This window comes from Pirellulales bacterium, from assembly GCA_019694435.1.
Taxonomy (GTDB): domain Bacteria; phylum Planctomycetota; class Planctomycetia; order Pirellulales; family JAEUIK01; genus JAIBBZ01.
On sequence record JAIBBZ010000021.1, the window covers coordinates 1 to 21,184 of the forward strand.

The 21,184-nt window shown below is 66.0% G+C and carries 15 protein-coding genes; 6 read left to right on the top strand and 9 right to left on the bottom strand.

All coding sequences use genetic code 11. The annotated features are described in order from the left end of the window. From K1X74_15375 to K1X74_15395, 5 genes are all read right to left on the bottom strand, one after another. Window positions 1-2,857 (bottom strand): peptidylprolyl isomerase (locus K1X74_15375; protein ID MBX7167711.1); only part of this gene is annotated, 2,857 nt, incomplete at its 3' end. Between the two features lie 175 nt (window positions 2,858-3,032). After that, window positions 3,033-3,524: a tRNA (adenosine(37)-N6)-threonylcarbamoyltransferase complex ATPase subunit type 1 TsaE gene (gene tsaE, locus K1X74_15380; protein ID MBX7167712.1), complete on the bottom strand. Its 492-nt coding sequence runs from the start codon at window positions 3,522-3,524 to the stop codon at window positions 3,033-3,035. A 4-nt stretch (window positions 3,525-3,528) separates the two neighbouring features. After that, complete coding sequence (locus K1X74_15385) at window positions 3,529-4,449, bottom strand: thiamine-phosphate kinase (protein MBX7167713.1); 921 nt, start codon at window positions 4,447-4,449, stop codon at window positions 3,529-3,531. A gap of 155 nt (window positions 4,450-4,604) precedes the next feature. Then, window positions 4,605-5,993, bottom strand: a complete 1,389-nt coding sequence (locus K1X74_15390) for a trypsin-like peptidase domain-containing protein (protein MBX7167714.1) — start codon at window positions 5,991-5,993, stop codon at window positions 4,605-4,607. A 354-nt stretch (window positions 5,994-6,347) separates the two neighbouring features. After that, window positions 6,348-6,656, bottom strand: coding sequence for a hypothetical protein (locus K1X74_15395; GenBank protein MBX7167715.1), 309 nt, complete (start codon window positions 6,654-6,656; stop codon window positions 6,348-6,350). 465 nt (window positions 6,657-7,121) lie between these two features. Here K1X74_15395 and K1X74_15400 point away from each other — a divergent pair, with 465 nt between their 5' ends. The 4 genes from K1X74_15400 to K1X74_15415 all read left to right on the top strand — a co-directional run bounded on the left by K1X74_15400 (window position 7,122) and on the right by K1X74_15415 (window position 12,288). Beyond that, window positions 7,122-8,261, top strand: a complete 1,140-nt coding sequence (locus tag K1X74_15400; GenBank protein ID MBX7167716.1) for an ABC transporter ATP-binding protein — start codon at window positions 7,122-7,124, stop codon at window positions 8,259-8,261. Between the two features lie 28 nt (window positions 8,262-8,289). Then, a complete protein-coding gene (locus K1X74_15405) occupies window positions 8,290-9,357 on the top strand; it encodes an ATP-binding cassette domain-containing protein (GenBank protein ID MBX7167717.1) in 1,068 nt (355 codons plus the stop codon). A 165-nt stretch (window positions 9,358-9,522) separates the two neighbouring features. Further along, complete coding sequence (locus tag K1X74_15410; protein MBX7167718.1) at window positions 9,523-11,391, top strand: hypothetical protein; 1,869 nt, start codon at window positions 9,523-9,525, stop codon at window positions 11,389-11,391. 87 nt (window positions 11,392-11,478) lie between these two features. Further along, the gene (locus K1X74_15415) at window positions 11,479-12,288 is read left to right on the top strand and encodes an enoyl-CoA hydratase/isomerase family protein (GenBank protein MBX7167719.1); all 810 of its coding nucleotides are present in this window, start codon (window positions 11,479-11,481) and stop codon (window positions 12,286-12,288) included. A gap of 341 nt (window positions 12,289-12,629) precedes the next feature. On the opposite strand, the gene K1X74_15420 is transcribed toward K1X74_15415, so the two are convergent. The 3 genes from K1X74_15420 to cadA form a co-directional block, all read right to left on the bottom strand. Then, window positions 12,630-14,054, bottom strand: coding sequence for an amidase (locus tag K1X74_15420; GenBank protein ID MBX7167720.1), 1,425 nt, complete (start codon window positions 14,052-14,054; stop codon window positions 12,630-12,632). 25 nt (window positions 14,055-14,079) lie between these two features. After that, a complete protein-coding gene (locus K1X74_15425; GenBank protein ID MBX7167721.1) occupies window positions 14,080-14,868 on the bottom strand; it encodes a 3-ketoacyl-ACP reductase in 789 nt (262 codons plus the stop codon). Between the two features lie 481 nt (window positions 14,869-15,349). Continuing rightward, window positions 15,350-17,866, bottom strand: a complete 2,517-nt coding sequence (cadA, locus tag K1X74_15430) for a cadmium-translocating P-type ATPase (GenBank protein MBX7167722.1) — start codon at window positions 17,864-17,866, stop codon at window positions 15,350-15,352. 170 nt (window positions 17,867-18,036) lie between these two features. Between cadA and K1X74_15435 the strand changes: the two genes are divergently transcribed. Then, window positions 18,037-19,299 carry a CinA family nicotinamide mononucleotide deamidase-related protein gene (locus tag K1X74_15435; protein MBX7167723.1) on the top strand — a complete coding sequence of 421 codons (1,263 nt, stop codon included), beginning with the start codon at window positions 18,037-18,039 and terminating at the stop codon, window positions 19,297-19,299. 2 nt (window positions 19,300-19,301) lie between these two features. Here K1X74_15435 and K1X74_15440 read toward each other — a convergent pair whose 3' ends face one another. After that, entirely contained in the window at window positions 19,302-19,640 is a 339-nt protein-coding gene (locus tag K1X74_15440; protein ID MBX7167724.1) for a YunC family protein, read from the bottom strand. A gap of 211 nt (window positions 19,641-19,851) precedes the next feature. Between K1X74_15440 and K1X74_15445 the strand changes: the two genes are divergently transcribed. Continuing rightward, window positions 19,852-21,180, top strand: coding sequence for a DUF1501 domain-containing protein (locus K1X74_15445; GenBank protein ID MBX7167725.1), 1,329 nt, complete (start codon window positions 19,852-19,854; stop codon window positions 21,178-21,180). Window positions 21,181-21,184: the final 4 nt, after the last annotated feature.

Here is a 21,184-nt window from a genome sequence, read left to right on the forward strand (position 1 = left end):
TGCCGAGCGAATAGACGAGCGGGCGTTTGGTCGGGTCGGGGTCGGTGGCCACGACGTTGACCACCAGCGTCTCGCCCTGCACGACGTTCTGGTCGGCAACGGGGGTGATGACCGGCGGCTGGTCTTCCAGCACCGTTAACGCGAAATCTCGGGTCGCGAATTGCTGCGCGCCGCCTTGCTCGGTCACCCGCACCGTGATGGTTTGGCTGCCCGGCTGGAATTCGCGGCCCGGCGAGAAAGTGAACAGACCCGTGCTGGCATTGATCGAGGCGCCGGCCGGTGCACCCGGTTCGAGCGAGTAGACCAGCGCCTGTGTGCCGGGCGGCGGATCGTGACCCGCCACAGTGAAGCTCAGCGTCTCGCCTTGGACGACCACTTGGGTGCCGATCGGGTCGATGACCGGGGCCGGGTCAGGGACGACATGAATGGTGATCTGCTTGGTACCCGAAAGCGGGTTGTTGCCTTGCGACTCGGTCACACGGACCGTGACCGTATAGTCGCCGTTGGTCAGCCCGGCCGAGTTGAAGGTGAACTGTGCGGTCCGCTGCGGCGAGGCCGCAGGGATCAGCGAGGCGGCCGAAGAATTGGGACCCGGGTCGATGCTGAAGGTCAGGCCCTGCGCCGGCAGGTCGAAGTCGTTGCCGGTCAGCGTGACCGAGACCGATTCGCCGCGCACGACCGACAAATCGTTATTCGCGTTGATGTCGACGATGAACGGTGTCTGGTTGTCCTCGGTGATCGTTACCGAGAATTGCTTGCTGTCGACCAGGCCGCCTTGGTCGCGCACGAAAGCGGTGATCTGAAACGTCTGGCCACCCTGGTTTTCATTGACAATCCAGGTGATGTCGCCGGTGCGCGGGTCGATGCTCACGCCGTCGGGCGGCGAGAACGTGAAGCCATAGGTGAGCGTGTCGCCGATGCCGCCGCCTGCGAGGTTGGGATCGGTCGCATCCAGCTTGAATTTGAAGATCGTGTTTTCCGCGGCCGTCAGCCCGGTGGGAACGATCAGCGTAGGCTTGCCGTTGACGCCGACGCTGAACGATTGCGTTCGGACGTTGGCCCCGTCGACCACTTGAACGACCACTGGGTTGCCGTTCACCTGGCTCGCCGTCGGCGTCCAGGCGATCAAGCCCGTGGTGGGATTGATCGACATCCCCGTGGGGGCCGTGGTCAGGCTGTAGACGACGCCGGCTTGGCCCTCAAACAGGCTTTGCACGTCGTAGGTGTATTCAACGTCGACGTTCGCCGTCGTGACCGGGGTCGACGTGAAGTACTGCGTCGTGTCGATCGTCACGTCGAGCGTGGCGTCGTTGCCCGTGTTTTCGATCTGGCCAATGTTCCCCAGCGGAAGCGAGTCGAAGCGCGTTTGCCGGGCGCGAATCTGGTGCACGCCGTCGGGCAGGACCGTTCCGGCATTGACGGTGATCTCCACCGAAGTGCCGGTCGCGACCACCCCTCCCAGCGAGTTGTTGTTGATGTCGAAGAGTTCGACTTCGTTGCCGGGCGTGACGCCGTTGACGCGGAACCTCAATCGCGTGACTCCGCCGTTGTTCACTGCCGTGTGGTTGTCGGCCGCGCCGGTGTCCGTGAGCAGCTCGATCGAAGTCGGCGCGGCGGGAGCCACGGTGACCGCAAAGAACTGCCGATCGACGGTCGAGTTCCCCAGCCGCAAGTCGACGCCGACCACCTTCGAGCCGACGAAGCCGTTCTTGGGTGTAAATGTGAACTGGCCGGTCGATCCGTTTTGGGTGATGTCCAAGTCGGGATCAACGCCAAACTGCAGGCCACTCGCGCCTTGCACGACGCTCAGCACGCGAAACGTGTGGTTGGCCGGAAACTGTGCCGCATCGACGTCGGTGAACGTGAAGGTGTTCGAGACCGGCGTATTGATCTGCGTGTGCAGCGAGTTGGGAATAGGGCCTAAGAAACCCTGGTCGTCCTGATTATCGGGCTCGATTGTGACGTCGAAGGAATCTTGAATGACATTGCCAGTCCCGTCGCTGACGAAAACCGTGATCGTCACCGTGCCCGAGGTGCCTTCCGGCGCTTTCAAACGCAGCACCCCGTTCTCTTGATCGACGATCACACTCACCGAATCGATCGTGATCGGATTCTTCGGGACCGCGATTTCGTTGTTCGAGTTGGCGTTGCGCGGAACCGTAAAGTCGATGCTGGGGTCTTGCTGGGTCGTGAAGGCGAACACTGTGTGCTGAAAATCGAGGCCGCGCGTAGCGGCCAGCGTGATGAAGAACTGTGAGTCGTTCGTGTCATCGGCGCTCTTGGCCATCGAGAACACGCCCGCACTCGAGTGGCGCAGGTCGACGTTGTATTCGTCGTCGAACGTGACGCCCGATCCCCCCGTGCCGTTGCCCTCCGGGTCGCCGCCTTGCGCGACGAAGCCATCGAGCACGCGGTGAAAAATCACCCCGTTGTAGAAGCCGCTCTGCGCCAGCTGAATGATCCGGGCCGTCGTGTGCGGGGCCTGGTCCTCGAACATCTGCGCCCGCAAGATGCCGTTGTAGGTCGAATCGCCCGCTTCTCCGGTGCTCGTGTGCGAGATGTGGAACTCGAGCGTGCGATTCGTCTGCGGCGAGATGATGGCCTGCAGCTTGCTCGTGTCGCTGCTGGTCGCCGAGAAGGTCAGCGCATTGCCGTCGGCGTCGAAACCGTCCAGCGCGATGTTCAGCGGCACTCCCGCCTTGACGGTCACGTTCGGCAGGTCGACGAGCGTCGGGGCCGCCATCACGCAGCGCGTTTCCAACTGCTCGAGGCCCGTGCGGCGAACCTCCAAACGCTGGCGGGCCGAACCACGGGCAGAAGAGGGCGATTCGCCGCGGGCAGACGAGGTGCTGCTCATGCGTTCCAACTGCTTGCCGGATGGTGGGATGCGCTGCCCGCTTATGGGGGCCTAGCTCCAGTAAAACGAACCTTGGCGCGACCGGCAAGCACTTGGTTCGCAGGGCTCGATCGCTCGCGAACTCCCCCGGGCGATGCGATCGGCATAGGCCGCAGCGCTTTTGCAGTCTGCGTAGCTAATCGGGGGGGATGCGACCGAGGTTTTTCGCCGTTCCAAGCCTGGCGAGGACCTCGGTGGACCGCGGGCCGAAGGCCTCGAACGTGATCCGCCTGGAGGTGGGGGAAGTGATTTCGAGGCTCACCTCGATCCGATCGTCGGGCAGGCAACGTGCGACTCGATCGGACCATTCCACGACGCATACCGCGTCGGCCTCGAAATATTCCTCGGGCCCGAGGGCCTCGAATTCGTCCTCGTCGCGCAGCCGGTACGCGTCGAAATGGCACAGCCGGCGGCGGCCTTGATACTCGTGAATCAACGCAAAGGTCGGGCTCTGCACGGTCTGCGGATCGATTCCGAGCCCTTGCGCCAGCGCCTGGACGAACCGTGTCTTGCCGGCGCCCAAGGTCCCGATGAGCCCGATCACTTGGGGGCCGGCGATCGCGGCCGCCAGCGCGCGGGCCAGCTCCTGAGTGGCGGCTTCGTCTTGGAGGTGGACCGTGATCGGCAAGGCCCTACGTCCCTGGGTGCTCGTAGCCAGTGGCCGGCAGCGGCCGCTGTTGCCCCGTGGCATCGATCGACCAAAGGCCCACCTCGGCCGCGCAGTGGCCGATCGCGGTGAGCGGCACTTCCAGCGGTTGCTCGTCGAGCATCCGTGCGGCCTCTTCCGGGGGCGCGGCCAGCACGAGCTCGAAATCCTCGCCATCACCCAAGGCGTGTTCCAGCGGCGAACGGCCATCGCGCCGGGCCAGCTCTTCGGCTGCCGGATCGATGGGCACTCGGGCGGTGTCGAGCACGATGCCGCAGCCGCTCGCCGCAGCCATCCGCGAAGCGTCGAGCGCCAACCCGTCGCTGACGTCGATCGCCGCGTGCAATTGATAACGGTCGAGGAGCCGCGCGATTTCGCGGACACGGGGGTTGAAGTCAAATTGCTTGCCGAGGATGCTGCCGCCAAACCGGCCTGTCACGAGGATCACGTCGCCGGTCCTGGCACCGTCGCGCCTTAACAGCCCCCGCGCGTGCGGTTGTCCCAAGACGGTCACGGCAATCACCAATTGCCCTTCCCAGGTGTTGGTATCACCGCCGGCGATGGCAACGTCGTATTCTGCGGCCAACGGCAAGATGCCCGCGTACAGCCGCTGTGCCTGGGCCAGCGCCCCCTCGCGGGGCAGTGCCAGCGCGACAACCGCCGCGGTCGGCTTCCCACCCATGGCGGCAATGTCGCTGAGATTGACGGCCAGCGCCTTGCGGCCGACGCGTTGCAGATCGACCTGGTCGGGCAGGAAATCGACGCCGGCGGAGAGCAGATCGACCGTGACCAGCACGCCCGCGGGGCTCGGCATTTCGACCAGGGCCGTGTCGTCGCCTAGCGGCAATCGCAAGGCGCGATGCCGGGGCACATGCTGCTCGAGCCAGCGAATCAATTCGGCTTCCATCGGGGGCCACATCGCACCGCGGGTTGCCACGCCCCGGTCGAACGCACGGCGGCGCCGCGGGCGAAGCGTGCGGGCCATTATGAGGTGAACGGCGCCCGACGGCCAAGAATCGTCGGCCGAAGCGGGTTCCGCCCGGCCGGCGGCGAAACGGTCGACTAGCGGTTGAGCCGGGCGACGCCGGTCTGGCCCCGGTCGAGTGACATGTAGCCGAACAACGTCTGGCCGTCACGCAGGATGTAGAACTTCAGCGGTTGGATCTTGGCGAGGTCGTCACTGTGCAGCACGTACAGCACATTGTCGTCCGAGATCGTCTCGTAGACGTGAATGCCCACGAGCACGTCGCCGCGATGGATGCCCTGCTTGGCGGCGGGGCTGTTGGGCCGGACCGCCACGACGCTCATCCCGCCGCGATAGGTTGTGTGCAACTCGCGGAATGCGGCTGGCGCGATCGGCTTGAGCTTCAGGCCCAGCTCCTGCCAGATTTCGTCGCCCTGGCCCTGGGGAGCAGGCGTCGCCTCGCGGGGTACGGTCGCCAAGGTGAGTGTCACATGCACCGAGCGGCCGCCGCGATCGACGCTCAGCTCGACGGCGTCACCCGCCTTCTGATCGAGCAGCATCCGCTCGAAGTCGAGCGTGCGGTCGACTCGGCGCCCGTTCACTTCGCGAATCACGTCGCCCACCTGCAGTTCGGCCGCGGCCGCGGGGCTCGCCTCTTCGAAGCCCGCCACGACCAGGCCGGGGTCTTTGCCTTGCAGGTTGGGCTTGGGCACGACGCCGTGCCAGGTGCGGACGACGCGCCGCGTGCTCAGCAGCTCGGCCGCGACCTGCATCGCCTTGTCGACCGGGATGGCAAACCCGATCCCCTGCGCGCCGGCCCGGACGGCGACGTTCACGCCGATCATTTCGCCGTCAATGTTCAGCAGCGGCCCGCCGGAATTGCCCGGGTTGATGCTCGCATCGGTCTGAATCAGATCGTCGTAGTTGACCCCTTCGCCAACCTCGACCGAACGGTGCAGCGCGCTGATGATGCCGCGGGTGACCGTATGTTCGTACCCGTAGGCGTTGCCGACGGCGATCACCGTTTCGCCGTGCATCAGGTCGCTCGAGGTTCCCACGGTGATGATGGGCAACTTCTCGTCGGCGTCGATCTTGATGATCGCCAGGTCGGTCCGCTCGTCGGAGGTGACTAACTTGGCGATCCGTTGCGCACCGTCGAACATCGTGACTTCGATCCGCGACACCCCATCGACGACGTGATGGTTCGTCAGGATGTAGCCGCGGTCGTCGATGATGATGCCGGTGCCCATCCCGTTGACGCGGCGGTCGACTTCGACGCCCGGGGCGCGTTCGTCCGTCGCGGTGACGACTTTTTCGCCGCGAATGTTGACGACTGCCGGTCGCACTTGTTCGACGGCTTTGACGATCGCCGAGCGGCGCAGCTCGCTGGCCGCGCACGGCGACCACGGGGCCCAGAAGGTAGCCGTCGCCAACAGGGCAAACGCGAGTTTGGCCAGCGCGCGGCGAGAACCTGTCGCTATCACCATATTCACGCGAGCGGTGGGCAAGGGGCGGCAAGACGCGGTGTGCCGCACGCGCTCCCTCGGGGGATTGGGGCGCGGGCAAGCAGCGGGTAGCCGCGGCCGGGGACCGATCTCGCGCGGGCCATGCAGGGCGCCCGTCAATTCGGGCTGCACGCGCGGGTTCAGGCCCATGATCCAGCGGCCTGACGGTGAGCATCGGACCGCTCGGTTGTGCGCCCTTAGCGCCGCACGCCTTGGCTGACAAAGCCGCCGCAGCTTAACGAGATCGGAATACCGCTTGGGCAAGGCCTGACGGTCGTGACGATTGTCACCGCTTGAAGAGAGGCCCGCGACGAGTCTTGGCGGCGCGAAGGGGTGCTAGCGGCGCAGGCGCTGCGACGGTGCGGGCAGCCGCACGATTTGCGGTCGCGGACGTTGAGCCGCGCCGGGGATGAAGATCGAGCTGCCTGGTGACGGCGAACCGCGGCGATAGCGAATGGCGTCGGCAGGTGCCTGGCCGCCGTTCTGCATGGCGGGCGCGGCGGGCGGAGCAATTCCCTCGGGAGGCGGCAGCTCGTAAGTCTCGACCGGCGCCGGCGGGATGTTGATGTCGTAAGCAGGATCGCCCGGGTCGATCGGCGTCGGCTGCCCGTAGATCGGCGCGCCCTGCAGGCCGGTGGGTGCCATCGGCAGGGCCGCATTTGCATTACCCGGCGGACCAGGGGCAGCCGCCTGCGGTGGTCCGAAGATCGGTCCCAGGGGGACCGCTTGGAAGTGCGGCTTCGGCAGTGGTGGTGGGCCGTGTCCGGCGCCGCAAGCGCCCCCGCAGCCGCCATCGTGACAGCAGCCTGCCGGCGCAAGTTCCAACTCAACGTCGCCGCGGAGCATGAAGCAACCCGACTGCAGCAGCAACGTGGCCGCGCTCGCGACGATCAACAATCTGGTTCGAGCTGCTGCCATGGGGCAAGAAGAATCCGTTCTCGGTTTGCCAATGCGCGCTGTTGGCGCATCGTGCGCGGCGCGGTTATTGGATCGGCAACCCGACGCGGAAAATCGAGCGCAATCCGCAAACTCGCCGCAGATTGCCTGGTCCGGCGCGCGATGCGAACTGCGTTGCCGCTCGATGGGCAAATCGATAGAATCCCGATGTCGATGGCTCGGAAGGATTTGCGGCGCTGGCGGGGGTCGAGGGCGAGGCTCCAATCCCAGTCCAGTACGCCGGTTGCTAGCAGCTACGGAGCCTTTGTGGCCGATTCGTTCCCCCTGCTCGAGGTCCGCAACCTGCGGACCTACTTCGATACCGATGATGGCGTGGCCAAGGCGGTCGATGGGGTGAGCTTCGCCGTTCGACCGGGCCAAACCGTGGCCCTGGTCGGCGAAAGCGGCTGCGGCAAGACCGTCACGGCGCTCAGCATCCTGCAGCTCATTCCCATGCCGCCGGGGCGCATCGTCGAAGGCCAGATCCTGCTGGCGGGCCAAGACCTGGTTCCGCTTACGGCGCGGCAGCTTCAGCCGATCCGCGGCGGCCGGATTGCCATGATTTTTCAGGAACCCGGTACGAGCTTGAATCCGGTGTTCACGATCGGCGATCAGATCGCCGAGGCGATTCGGCTGCATCGCAAAGTCAGTCGCGCCCAAGCCCGGCAAGAAGTGCTGCAGGTCTTGAATGAGGTGCGGATGAGCGACCCGGAGCGTCGGCTCAGCCAGTACCCGCACGAATTGTCCGGCGGCATGAAACAACGGGCCATGATTGCGATGGCGCTGGCCTGCCGTCCGCAGTTGCTGATCGCCGACGAGCCCACGACCGCGCTCGACGTGACGATCCAGGCGCGGATTCTCGAATTGCTGCGCAAGACTCAAGCCGACCGCGGCATGGCGGTGCTGTTGATCACGCACGACCTGGGCGTCGTCGCCGAGATGGCCGACGAAGTCGTGGTGATGTATGCCGGCAAGGTCGTCGAACACGCCGCTGCCCAGGACTTGTTCGCACGCCCGTCGCACCCCTACACCCAGGGGCTTTTTGCCAGCCTGCCGCGCGTCGATCGCCAGGACGACCGCCTGGTGGCCATCGAGGGAAATGTCCCGCTGCCGACGCGCTTTCCCACGGGTTGCCGTTTTCGCGGACGCTGTCCGCTGGCCGAAGCGAAATGCGAACAGGAGCCCCCGCTCGCGGAAGTGGGCCCCGGCCACCGGTCGGCGTGCTGGTTCGCCAGCGACCTGTACGCCGGGCGCCGCACGGCGACGCGAACCGCGAACGCCACCAGCACAGCGGCTCCCGCCGCGATGCAGTGACCCTACGCTACAGGACGCGCACTTGAGTATCGCTGCTACCACATCAACGCACGACTCGACGGTCGCGCAGCCGAAACCGCTGTTGAAGGTCGAAGGGCTCGTCAAACACTTTCCCGTTCGCGGTGGGCTGTTTCGTGGTGTGCGCGAATGGGTCCGCGCCGTGGATGGAGTCAGCTTCGAACTCGGCGCGGGACGGACCTTGGGGCTCGTCGGAGAAAGCGGTTGCGGTAAAACGACCGTCGGCCGAACGATTCTTCGGCTGATCAAGCCCACGGGCGGTTCGGTCCACTTTGCAGGGCAGGACGTCTTTGCCCTCCCGCCGGCCCAGTTGCGGCAGCTGCGCCGCCAGATGCAGATCATCTTTCAGGATCCGTACGGCTCACTCAATCCACGGATGAACGTCAGTTCGATCGTGGGTGAGCCGCTTTGGATTCACGGTCTCGCCCGGGGCCAGGCGCTCCGTGACCGAGTGAGCGAGTTGCTGCAACAGGTGGGGCTGCCGGCGAGCGCCGGCAACCGTTATCCGCACGAGTTCTCCGGGGGGCAGCGGCAGCGAATCGGCGTGGCCAGGGCGCTCGCCTTGCGCCCGTCGTTCATTGTCTGCGACGAGCCGACCAGCGCGCTCGATGTCTCGATTCGAGCCCAGGTGATCAACTTGCTGATCGACTTGCAGCGCGAGTTCCGGCTGAGCTACTTGATGATCAGCCACGATCTGGGCGTCGTCCGGCATATCAGCCATGAGGTCGCCGTGATGTACCTGGGCCGGGTTGTCGAACATGCGGCCACGGCCGAGCTCTACGACCAGCCGCGTCATCCCTACACGCAGGTCTTGCTGGCGGCGATTCCGGTGCCCGATCCGACGCGCCGGCGTCCGCGCGTGGTGGCGATGGACGACGATATTCCCTCGCCCATCCACATTCCGAGCGGCTGTGCATTTCATCCCCGTTGCCCGCTGTTTCAACTCAAGGGGCGGCCCGAGATCTGTCAGCGGCACGTGCCCGAGTTGCTGCCGATCGCGCCTGGGGCGCGGCATCTTGCGAGCTGCCACTTCGCGGCCGAATCGGCCGCACTTTCGCAGGTCTCGCCGAGCGCCTGATCCGAGGTGTCTGGATCGGTCGCGCGCTAGCCTCTCGAGTCGCCTTCCGGCCCTGGCTTTGGCCGACTCTGCCTGTTACGCTCATGACGCGGCCCGGGGGAATTTGGGCCTCCGGGCCGGTCAAAATCGAACGATTTGCCGCCCTTCGCCAGGGAGATGTTTGCCGTGAAACGCGTTTCGCTATTGGTCTCGAGCTGCCTGATTCTCGGAGTCCTTGCCTGGGCGATGCCTGTCCAGGCGCAGGAGCCGGCCACAGATGCCCCGGCAGCCGAAACACCTGCCGCCGATAGTGCCGGCACCGAGCCCGCCGCGACGGAATCGGGCGACGAGGCGAAGCCGGAGGAGAATTCGGCACCCGCGCAAGCGCCGGCCGCCGATGCGACCGACCTGCAGCCGATCGCCGTAGCCTGCCTGCGTGGTCACCAGAACCTGGTCAACGACTTGCGCTTCGTGGGCGAATCGACCGGCATTGGCGACGACCAGAAGAATTCGCACCGCAACCGCTTCATGAAGCAGTACATGGGCAAATTCCTCGGTCAATTGCTCAACGCGAAGGATCTGGATCTCGAAAACTTCCCGGGCATAGATGGCGCTCGCCCCTGGGGCGCGGCCGTGATGACCGACGGTCTGACGATCGTGCCGCTGGCGTTCTTGCCGGTGACCGACATGGCCCAGTTCATCGAGACCGTCAAGTTGCACCACGGCGACATCGTCAAGGAACTCGACGGCGGCCTCTACGAAGTCGCCTTGCAGTTGCCAATGTACGCGAAGCTGGTCGACGGTTGGGCCTTCTTCGTCCAGACCGAGGACCAATTCGAAAGCCTGCCCGATCCGATGACCGTGCTGGGTGACCTGCCCTCGAAGCACGATGCCACGCTACGCATCGACGTACAGAACATTCCCGAGGTGTTGCGCGACTTGGCGCTCGACCTGCTCAATCAGGGAGAAGCGGGCCCGCTGGGACAGGTGCCGCCCGAGACCCGCGCCGTCCTGGAATTCGTCTTCCAGCAGATGCAACAGGTCACGGTCGGAGTGTCGATCGACACCGAACAGAAGCAATTCGTGTTCGACACCGATTTGAAGCCGATCGCGGGTTCGGATGCAGAGTCGTTTGTGGCCAGCCTGTCGAACACGAAGACGCGGCTGGGCGCCCTGGTTCACGAGTTGGACGAAAAGGGTGCGAGCAAGGACAATGCGCGGATCATCGCCCGGCTGTCAATGCCGCTGGTCGACGCCGTGCGCTCGCAGTGCGATCAGATGCTCGAAACCTACAAGACAGAAGTCTTGGCCGCGATCGACGCCTCGACCGATGTCAAGGACGACGAAGAGCGCAAGATCTTCAAAGAATTGACCGAGCAGATGATGGGCGTGTTCCATGCGGCCACGCAGACCGGCACGCTCGACATGGGAATCAAACTGACCGGCGCGGACAAAAGCATGACGCTCGTCGCCGGGGCCTACGTCGGCGAAGGGACCGAGGCCGATGCGCTGATTCGCCGCGTCGCGGAGCTCGGCACCGGCGACCCGGGCATCAAGCTGGCGCAAGCCGAGGTCGAGATGCACGGCGAGACCGCGATCCATGCGTTTGAGTTTGCCCCTGCCACGGGCCAACAGGGACAACTGCTCGAAGGCGCGGTCGGGCCGGCTCCGAAGATGTTTCTGGCGGTGACCAAGGATGGCCGCATGTTCGCGGCCGTTGGTCCGGAGGCGCTGGCAAGACTCAAGACGGCGATCGATACCGGCGAGGCGACCGCCCCGCCCGCTCAGTTACTCGTCGACATTCGGGCCATGTTGCCGGTGTTGCAGGCGGCGCTGCCGCAAGAAGCCAAGATCGCGGTCAGCCTGATGCAGATGAACCTGCGCCAAGGCGACGCCCGCATGATCGCCACGCTCGAATCCCAGGGCGACGTCCTGCACCTGCATGGCGAGGCGCACGAGGGCATGGTCCGCCTTACCGCCCTGTTGACGCCGATGATTGCCCCCATCCTGCTGGATCAGCTCAAGTCGCTGAGTCTCCCGGGCCTGAGCCAGTAGTTCAACGCTGCGGCACAGCCGGAATTCGGATCGTCTGTTCAGTCGTTCTCTCAACCAACGTCGTAAGTCCGTCGCAGGAGTTTCGTCATGGCCCAAGTTACGACCGAAGCACCGATCGTCACGGCTGAGCTGCGCGACCGCGTGAAATGGATCGCCTTCAACCGGCCGCACGTGAAAAATGCGATTGGCCCCGACTCGGCCGACCTGGTGCGCGACGAGGTGCTCGCAGCGCCCGACCAGGGAGCGCGAGCCATTGTGCTGACGGGCAACGGCGGTTCGTTTTGCTCAGGCGCCGATTTGAAGGCCTTGGCGCCCATGTTGGGCCAAGGCGAATTGACGGGCGTCCGCGAAGTGTTGCTCAATCATTACCATCCCATGATCCTGGCCATGACGCGGTCGCCGCTGCCGGTCATCGCGGCGGTCGATGGCGCGGCCGCCGGCATCGGCGCCGACACGGCGCTGGCGGCCGATATTCGCCTGGCCAGCGAACGGGGGTTCTTCGCCGAGATCTTTGTCAACATCGCCCTGATTCCCGACGGCGGCGGCACCTATTCGCTGCCGCGGCTGGTCGGGCTTGGCCGGGCTTTGGAGATGGCCTTCACCGGCGAGCGCGTGCCCGCGCAGGATGCCCATGCCTGGGGCCTGGTCAACCAGGTCTTTCCGGTCGAGGGCTTCGTCGACCATGTGCAAAAGTATGCCGAACATCTGGCCGGCAAGGCGCCGCTGTCGATTGCCCGCACCAAGCAGGCCATGCGTGCTGCGTTCGAAGGCATGCCGCTCGAGCAGGCGCTGCTCCGCGAGGCCGAGATCCAGGCCGAACTGTTCAAGTCGCACGATCTGCAAGAGGGTGTGATGGCCTTTCTGCAGAAGCGTCCCCCGGAATTCCAAGGCCGCTAAGCGCCCGGTCGCAGTCCAGGCGAACGCCCGCACCGGCGGCGACCAGCCGTCACGACCGTTGCCAGCGGAATTCTTTGCGCCTCTTTGCACGCTCGGTCGCCCGGTGGCCGATTCTGAATGCAGCCGCGCCCCACCTTGCAAAACGGCGCGCGTTTTGGATGGCCCGTAATGTCCAACGAACCTCTCGAACCCGTTCCTGCTGCTTTGCCGCCCTTGGGTGGGATGGGTCGCGGCGCGGCATCGATCGCCGAGAATCTGCGCCGCATCGAAGCCTCGCTGCCGCTCGAGCCCCTGCCGCGGCCGGCTGCGCCGCGCCCGCGCGCGGTAAACCTCGAGCCGCCTCATTTGGGAGCGGCCGGCGCCGCCACCGGCGGGCACTCGAACCAGGGCCAGGCCGCCTCGTAGTTGGCAGCCAGCCGCAGGATAGTCGCTTCGTCGTGCGGTCGTCCGATCACTTGCAGCCCCACGGGCAGCCCCTCCGGAGTGCGCGGCGCGGGCAGGCTCAGCGCCGGTTGCCACGTCATGTTGGCGGGCACGCAATACGCCAGCCACGCCAGGGCGCGGATCTTCTGCCCGCCGACGACGCGCGGACCGAGCGAGCCGTTCTCGGGGGCTGTGATGCCCACGGTCGGCGTGAGCAAGGCGTCGTAGGTGGCAAACACCGGGGCGATGGCCTCGCAATACCGTTCGCGCTGCCAATGGGCCTGCAACAGGTCGCGGTAGGAGAGCGCATCGGCCTTATCGAGCATGCGCGCCATCGATGGGGTGATGCAATCGAGCCACTCGGCGCGGCGGTCGTGAATGGCCGCGGCCGTTTCGCACTGCACGATCACTTGCTGCGCGGCGCTCAGATCCGGCAGTTCCAGACGAACTAGGTCGACGTGGCAGCCCAAATCCTCGAAGCGCCGGGCCGCTTGCGCGCAACTGGCCAGCACGTTGGCTTCGCAGGGCAGCCCTCCGAAGTCGGGCGACCACGCCAGGCGCAGTCCTCGCACGTCACCGCGGCAAGCCGCTTCGAAGCTCGCCTCGGGCCGGGCCAGCGACCAGCGATCTCGCAAGTCGGTTCCGGCACAAACGTCGAGCACGCGCGCCGCGTCGCGCACGGTGCGGGTCAAAGGCCCTTGATGCGAGAGGTTTTCCCAGCCCGGAGGCTGGTGGACGTGCGGGATTCGCCCGTGCTGCGGCTTGATGCCGAACACGCCGCAGAATGCGGCCGGGATGCGGATCGACCCGCCGCCGTCGCTGGCCGTGGCCAGGGGGCCCATGCCACAGGCTACGCATGCCGCCGCGCCGCCGCTCGAACCGCCGGTGTTGAGCGCGGTATTCCAGGGGTTGTGGCATTCGCCCCAGAGACGGCTTTGCGCCAACGGCAAGAGCCCAAACTCCGAAGTGTTGGTCTTGCCAATGAGGATTGCCCCGGCGGCTCGCAGCCGGGCGACCATGGGGTGATCGAAAGTGGGGACAAAGTCGCGATACAGTTCCGAGCCCAAAGTGGTCCGCACGCCGGCCGTGAAGTGCAGGTCTTTGGCCGAAAACGGGACCCCGTGCAGCGGGCCGAGCTCGGCTCCGCGCAGCACGGCGGTCTCGGCGGCTTGAGCCGCTGCGCGAGCCGCATCGTCGATGCGAGTGACGAGCGCGTTGAGTTGCGGATTCAAGCGATCCGCCTGGGCCAGCACGGCGTCGATCACCTCGACCGGCGAGATGGCCTTGCGGCGAATCTGTTCGGCCAACTCGACGGCCGACATCCAAGCGAGCGCCTGGGTCACGAGGGCTTCTCCACGGCTGCGGCGTTCAATGCAAACGGCGAATATGATAGCCGCCGTCGATATCGAACACCTGGCCCGTCGAGAACGGAAACGCCCCTTGCGAAATGGCCAGGACCGCGGCGGCGATGTCGCTCACCTGGCCCCAGCGGCGAATCGGCGTCAGGCCCTCGGCAATCAGCCGATCGTACTTCGCCGCGACCGGCGCGGTCATATCGGTGGCAATCACGCCCGGGCGAAGCTCAAACACGGAAATAGCTTCTTCCGCCAGCCGCGCCGCGAACAATTGCGTCATCATGCCGAGCGCGGCCTTTGCCAGGCAGTAATCGGCCCGGTCGGTGCTGACCGTGTAGGCCGAAATGGACGACATGTTGACGATCGTCCCGCGCGCGATGGCGCCAGCCCGGATCAGGCCGATCATCGCCTTGGCGGCAATCTGCGCGAGGAAGAAAGGGCCCTTGAGATTCGTTGTCCAAACGAGGTCGAAACTCGCCTCGGTAGCTTCGAGCAGGTCGCGGCGGCCGGGAGAGGTGATCCCAGCGTTGTTGATGAGCAAATCGAGCCGCCCGAAGTGGGACAAAGCGGCGTCGATCCACCGTGCCCGATCGCCCTCCAGGCACACGTCCCCCTGCACGGCGACGGCCCTGCCTCCGGCCTGCTCGATCTGTCCGACCACCTCGGCTGCGGCGTCGGCCCGCCGGGCATAGCCGACGACGATCGCGTGCCCCGCTTTGCCCAGCGCGAGGGCGATTCCGCGACCGATTCCCCGGGAGCCACCCGTCACGAGTGCGGCGGGCAGTGAATCTGATGGTGCCATAAACCCTAATTTAGTTCCGCAAGTCGTTCATTGCGAACGAGTTGACGTCTGTGAGTCGAGGGCATTTCGCTCCCTGGCGAGCGAACCCCCGAACTCGCCCTTGGGAAACAGGTAAGCCAGGTGGTCTGCGGTTACCCGCAGAAATTTGCGGTAAACCACATTGAGTGGCTGCCATTCCGATGGCGAGAATCCCTGACGCTGTAGGCACGTTGCGCACTTCGGAACGGATGTTGAGACCGTCTCTTGCTCCGCCGAGAGTCGAGCGACTCCTCCTACGGTGACTACGAAGCTCGCGATCGCCGTCGAGGCCGACAATCGGCGCAGACAACTGTGGGGAGCTGCGCTTGATCGGTGGCAGGTTCGGCCCGGGCGATTAGCGGGAAATGAAGCAGGCGGGGCCATAGCCGAAGTCGTCGCCGTCGCGCTGTCCAGGCTCGGCGGGGTAAACGGGAATTGTTGGGCGAACAAGCTTCCAGACGTTTCAGTCCAATCGCCACGAGCGCAAGCGCAGGCTATTGGCGACAACTGATACGCTGCTGGCGGCCATCGCGGCGGCGGCGACGACCGGTGGTAGACGATAGTCCAAACCGGGCAGCCAACTGAGCATTCCCGCGGCCAGCGGCAACAGCAAGATGTTGTAGCCGAAGGCCCAGCCGAGGTTCTGCTTGATCACGCGCATCGTCCCGCGGGCCAGGACGATCAAACGGGGCAGATTTCTTAAATCGTGACCGGTGAGCACGACGTCGGCGGCCTCAATCGCGACGTCGGCCCCGGCACCAATCGCGACCCCGACGTCGGCCGCAGCGAGCGCCGGTGCATCGTTGATGCCGTCGCCGACCATCACCACGCCTTGGCCCGTGGCTCGCAATTTTCCGACCGCTTCGGCCTTGCCAGCCGGCAGCACCTCGGCAGAAACGTCCTCGATGCCGACGCTTTGGGCCACCGCGGCCGCCGCTTCGCGATGATCGCCGGTCAAGAGCTGCGGCCGCAGTCCCAGGTCCTTGAGCCGGGCGATCACCGCCGCGCTCTGTTCGGCCACGGTGTCGGCCAACGCCAGCCAGCCCAGGTAACGTCCTTGTTGCGCGACAAACAGCAACGTCTCGCCCCGGGCCCGTGCCGCCGCCAGTTCGGTGACGGACGCGACAATGTCGATGCCCGAGGCCGCCAACAGCGGTTGCGTGCCGATGAGGACTTCCCCGTCTTGAATCCGCGCGCGAATCCCCTGCCCCGGCACGAGTGAAAGATCATGCGCCCGGGTGAGTTGTAGACCGCGCTCGTGAGCGGCTCGCACGACGCTGGCTGCCAGTGGATGGCTGCTGAGTTGCTCGGCGGCGGCGGCGACGGCCAACAACTCCTGGTCGCTTGCTGCCGCGGCCGGATGCAGCGCAACCACGCTCGGCTTTCCGCTGGTGATGGTGCCTGTCTTGTCGAGCACGACCGTGGTAGCGTGCGCGGCCAATTCCAAGGCGTGAGCGTTCTTGACCAGGATTCCCAGTTCGGCTCCGCGGCCGCTGGCCACGAGGATGGCCGTGGGCGTGGCTAATCCCATGGCGCAGGGGCACGCCACGACCAACACGGCCACGGTCGTCGACATCGCGATGGCCCAATCCCGCCCGACAATTCCCCAGCCCAGCAAGGTGAGCAGCGCGAAGAGGAGCACCGCCGGAACGAAGTAGCGCACCACGCGGTCGGCCAGGCGCTCGACGTCGGCGCGCGATTCCTGCGCCCGGCGCACCAGCGCGATCACCTGGGCCAAGGCCGACTGGCCGACCGGGCGCGTGACGCGTGCCGTCAACGAACCTTCGCCGTTGATCGTGCCGGCCAGTAGCTCGTCGCCCGCGTGCTTGTCCACCGGCAGCGACTCGCCGGTCAACCACGACTGGTCGACCGCCGAGTGTCCGCGTTCGACCGTGCAATCGAGCGGCACCTTGGCGCCTGGTTGGATCAAGATCGTGGCCCCGACGCGCACCTGGGCGAGTGGTCGGGCAACCTGGTGCCGGTCTTCGATGACCAGCGCCACGGGCGGCGTCAGATCGAGCAGCCGCTGGATGGCCTGCGAGGCGCGCCCCTTGGCCTGGACTTCGAAATAGCGCCCCAACGAGATGAACACCAGGATCATCCCGGCATCCATGAAGTACATCGCTGCGCGGTGATTGAACCAGGCTTCGACGCCGCCCAGATAGGCGACGGTCGTGCCCAATGCGACGAGGGTATCCATGTTCGTCGATCCGTGACGCAGGCGCTGCCAGGCCCCGCGATAGAACGGCCAACCGAGGATGACCTGCAGCGGAGTGGCCAGGAGCAGCAGCGCAAAGTCGTTCGCGTGGCCGCCGGCGCGGTGATGTGCCAGGAACAGCAAGGCCAGGAGGATGCCGCCCAGGATCAATTGACGCCGCCAGTAATGCAGCTCTGCTTCGCGCTGCGCCGTAAGCTGCGCGCCCAGGTCAACGTCGGCCTCGACCAGACGGGCCCGGTAGCCGCTCCGCTCGATGGCCGCGGCGAGCGCCTCGGGAGTGACCTGCTCGGGCACCACGTCGGCCGACGCCTGATTGAGCGCCAGGTTGGCCCTGGCGCGAACGACCCCCGGCACCTGCGTCAGCGATTGCTCGATGCGGGCAACACAGCTTGCGCAGTGCATCCCTGCGACGTCGAAGACCAGCGTTGCTTCGCTCTGCGAAGCGGGCTTGGGAGATGGCTCGGGCGGCGGCGGCCCGTCAGCGGGCCTTGGCCCTCGCTGCAACTGTACCAGCGGCGGGCCCGGTGCCTTGGACACCCCGGGCGCGGGGCCTGCGGCGACCTGATAGCCGGCGGCTTGCACGGCGGCGGCAAGTTTTGCGCGATCGACCTGGCTCGGGTCGAATACCACCGTCGCCCGCCCCGGCTCGAGTACGACGTCGACCACTTCCACCCCTGGCACCGCTTTCAGCGCCTGGGTGACCGAGGCCACGCAGCGCTGGCAGGTCATGCCGGCAATCGGCAATTCAAGGGATTCGGCCATGGCATTCGAGCGTTCTTCGAAGCGTCGCGCACCGCCGGCCGGCGAGGCACTACATTATAGAGGACTTCGGCAACCGCTCGACGGACCCATGAGCAATCCGTCGGCGCAACGCCGAACGAGCCCACGCTTCCGTCAACACTTTCCTGACCAACTGCTTGAACCGAGCGTCTATGCTGGCCGAAGTCATCTCGATTGGCGACGAACTCACCACGGGGCAGCGTCTCGACACCAACAGTCAATGGCTCAGCGAGCGGCTGTGCGAGCTGGGCGCACGGGTCCTGTTCCACAGCACCGTGGCCGATGACCTGGAGGCCAATATCCGGGTATTCCGCGAGGCGGCCGACCGTGCCGACGTGGTCGTCAGCACCGGCGGTTTGGGGCCGACCGAGGACGACCTGACTCGGCAGGCCTTGACGGGGGTCCTGGGCGTGGAGCTCGTGTTGGACCAGGCGAGCCTCGACCACATCCGAGATCTGTTCGCGCGATTCATGCGCGACATGCCCGAACGGAATGTCGTGCAGGCCATGTTTCCAGCGGGCACCCGCCCGATTTTCAATCCGGCGGGCACCGCGCCGGGCATCGACGTGGAAATCCCCCGTCCGGGGCGCACGCCGTGCCGCATTTTTGCCCTGCCGGGCGTGCCGGCGGAAATGCGCGAAATCTGGCAGGCGTATGTCGCGCCGGCCATCGCGGCCACGAGCGGTGGTCGGGTCATCCGGCATCGCCGGATCAAGTGCTTCGGGCTGGGCGAAAGCCACGTCGAGGCCAAGCTGCCCGACTTGATCCGCCGCGGCCGGGAACCGAGCGTCGGCATCACCGTGAGTGGCGCCACGATCACCTTGCGCATCACCGCCGCGGGATCTTCGTCCGAGGCGTGCCTCGCGTCGATGGAGGATACCGTGCGGACGATCTACGACTGCCTGGGCGAGGTGGTATTTGGCGAGGAAGACGACGAACTCGAACATGCCGTGGCGCGCTTGCTGGCCGACGAGGGGAAGACGCTCGCCGTCGCCGAGTGGGGCACCGGCGGACTGGTCGCCCACTGGTTGAGCGACTTGCCCGAGGCGACCCCGTTATTCGTTGGGGGCAGCGTCATCCGCAATGCGGCGGCCCTGCGCGGGCTGATGGCCAATGCCGATCTTCTGCTCGCGCAACATGGACCGGCCAGCGGCCCCGTGGCCGAGGCGATGGCCGCCGCGTGCCGCGCGAATTTCCACGCCGACTACGCGCTGGCGATCAGCGACTTTCCCGAGTTCGATCCGAAAGCTGCCGAGCCGAAACGCGTATATTACGCCCTCAGCTCGCCCGTCGCGACCCTGGTGCGCAGCGTGCCTTTTGCCGGACACCCGTCGATCCTGAAAGTCCGCAGCGCCAAGCAGGCGCTCAACCTGGTGCGGCTCGCGCTGCTGCGTCAGGACCAGGCCGGTACGTAGCGTTACGTCGATGCCTGCAAGAGCCGGCCCAGCGCTTCGAGGCCCGTCATGCCGGGCACGATTCCGAGTTGGCGCGCCGGCTCGCTGACGTCGACGATCTTGGCTTCGTAGAGGTCTTCGGGTTCGCAAAGCGGCTTTTGCGGCGTGCCGCGGGCGATCGCGACGACGATGCCAAACTCGCCGGCCGTGTGGACGTCGTAGATGCCGCAACCGACGAAGCCGCGGTCCGTATGAATTGCGCAGTATTGACCCGTCGGCCAGCGATAGCTGGTGCCCATCGCGGTGCCATGCGGCGTTTCGAGGACCGTGGTGCGTTCGGTCAGCTTGCCAAGCAGTGCCATCGTGTGACTCCCCTCGCGGGGGCCTTCTTGGGGGGGCGGGGCGACGTTCAAATTTTTGCCGGTCGGCGTTCGGCGAGCAACCGGCAGGCGACTTTGCGGATTGTCCCCGCTTGGGCGGTCGCGCTTGACCCTCTTTCCCAGGGCTATCTAAACTTTCCCCTGGCGTGGACTCGATCGGAATGTTTGGGCTCAGCGATCGCGAGGTGCCACCATGCTGGAGTTGACGGGTCAGCGGTTCCGTTGCTGCGACGCCATCCCGCGGCGCAGCGTACTGCGCGCCGGATTTCTCGGCCTGGGGGCGTTGAGTCTGCCCGATTTGCTGCGGGCACGCGCACAGGCGGCGCGTAACGAAGCGACGGCGCCCCGTGGCACTAGCGTGATCTTTCTCGAGCTTGCCGGCGGTCCCTCGCATTTCGAGACGTACGACCCGAAACCCGACGCGCCGCGCGAATATCGCGGGCCGCTCGGAGTCGTACCGACGGTGCTGGCCGGCGAGTATTTCAGCGAAATGTTCGCCGCGCAGGCCAAGATAGCCAGCCGCCTGGCGGTGGTCCGGTCGATCACCCACGATTCGTCGAGCCATGAAACCTCGGCGCATCTCACGCAGACCGGTTACTACCTGCGCGATCGCCAGGCCAAAGAAAACGAAATGCCCAGCGCCGGCTCGATCGCGGCGTGGTCTCGCCAGGACGCCGACTGCGGACTGCCGCAATATGTGGCCTTGCCGCGGATGATGCGCTCGGGCGAGGCGGCGTTTCTGGGCAAGGGGTTCAACCCCTTCGAGACGGTGCTCGACGCGAATCATCCCAAGTTCAAGGTCAACAATTTGACCCTGGCCAAGGGCGTAGACGCCAGCCGGCTCGCCGATCGGCGGGCACTGCTGGCCGCCTTCGACGAGGGCCGCCGCGTGGTCGATCGCCGCGGTGTCGGCGATTCGTTGGACCAGTTCACGGCCGAGGCCTTTGAGATGGTCACCGGTCCGGCCGCGCGGCGCGCATTCGATCTGGCCAAAGAGTCGCCCGAGAAGCGCGAAAGCTATGGTCAAACGGCAACCGGGCAGAACTTGTTGCTGGCCCGGCGGCTGGTCGAAGCGGGCGTGGCGTTTGTCACCGTGCGGATCGGCGGCTGGGACGATCACCGCGACCTGGCCAAGCGACTCCGGCCGCGCGCCGCCGAATACGACCGCGCGGTCGCCGCGCTCGTCGACGATCTCTACGAGCGCAGTCTCGATCGCGACGTGCTCGTCGTGGCGATGGGCGAGTTCGGGCGCACGCCGCGGTTCAACAAGACGGCCGGGCGCGATCACTGGGGCGCGGTGATGAGCGTGCTGCTGGCCGGCGGCGGCCTCAAAGTCGGGCAAATCGTCGGCAGCTCGAATCGCAAAGGCGAGATGCCCGCTTCGGCTCCGTATCGCCCCGAGCACGTGCTGGCGACGGTGTATCGCCATTTGGGCATCGACACGCATCAGACGTTCACCGATCACCAGGGGCGCCCGCGCTACGTGCTCGAACGGCACGAGGTTATCGCGGAGCTGGTCTGACGCG

Bases quoted from the DNA above. Each gene is read 5' to 3' on its own strand.
- K1X74_15395 (MBX7167715.1), bottom strand. From the start codon at position 6,656: ATGGCACCCACCGGCCTGCAGGGCGCGCCGATCTACGGGCAGCCGACG.
- K1X74_15415 (MBX7167719.1), top strand. From the start codon at position 11,479: ATGGCCCAAGTTACGACCGAAGCACCGATCGTCACGGCTGAGCTGCGC.
- K1X74_15425 (MBX7167721.1), bottom strand. From the start codon at position 14,868: ATGGCACCATCAGATTCACTGCCCGCCGCACTCGTGACGGGTGGCTCC.
- K1X74_15385 (MBX7167713.1), bottom strand. From the start codon at position 4,449: ATGGAAGCCGAATTGATTCGCTGGCTCGAGCAGCATGTGCCCCGGCAT.
- K1X74_15390 (MBX7167714.1), bottom strand. From the start codon at position 5,993: ATGGTGATAGCGACAGGTTCTCGCCGCGCGCTGGCCAAACTCGCGTTT.
- K1X74_15400 (MBX7167716.1), top strand. From the start codon at position 7,122: ATGGCTCGGAAGGATTTGCGGCGCTGGCGGGGGTCGAGGGCGAGGCTC.
- K1X74_15445 (MBX7167725.1), top strand. From the start codon at position 19,852: ATGCTGGAGTTGACGGGTCAGCGGTTCCGTTGCTGCGACGCCATCCCG.
- cadA (MBX7167722.1), bottom strand. From the start codon at position 17,866: ATGGCCGAATCCCTTGAATTGCCGATTGCCGGCATGACCTGCCAGCGC.
- K1X74_15440 (MBX7167724.1), bottom strand. From the start codon at position 19,640: ATGGCACTGCTTGGCAAGCTGACCGAACGCACCACGGTCCTCGAAACG.
- K1X74_15435 (MBX7167723.1), top strand. From the start codon at position 18,037: ATGCTGGCCGAAGTCATCTCGATTGGCGACGAACTCACCACGGGGCAG.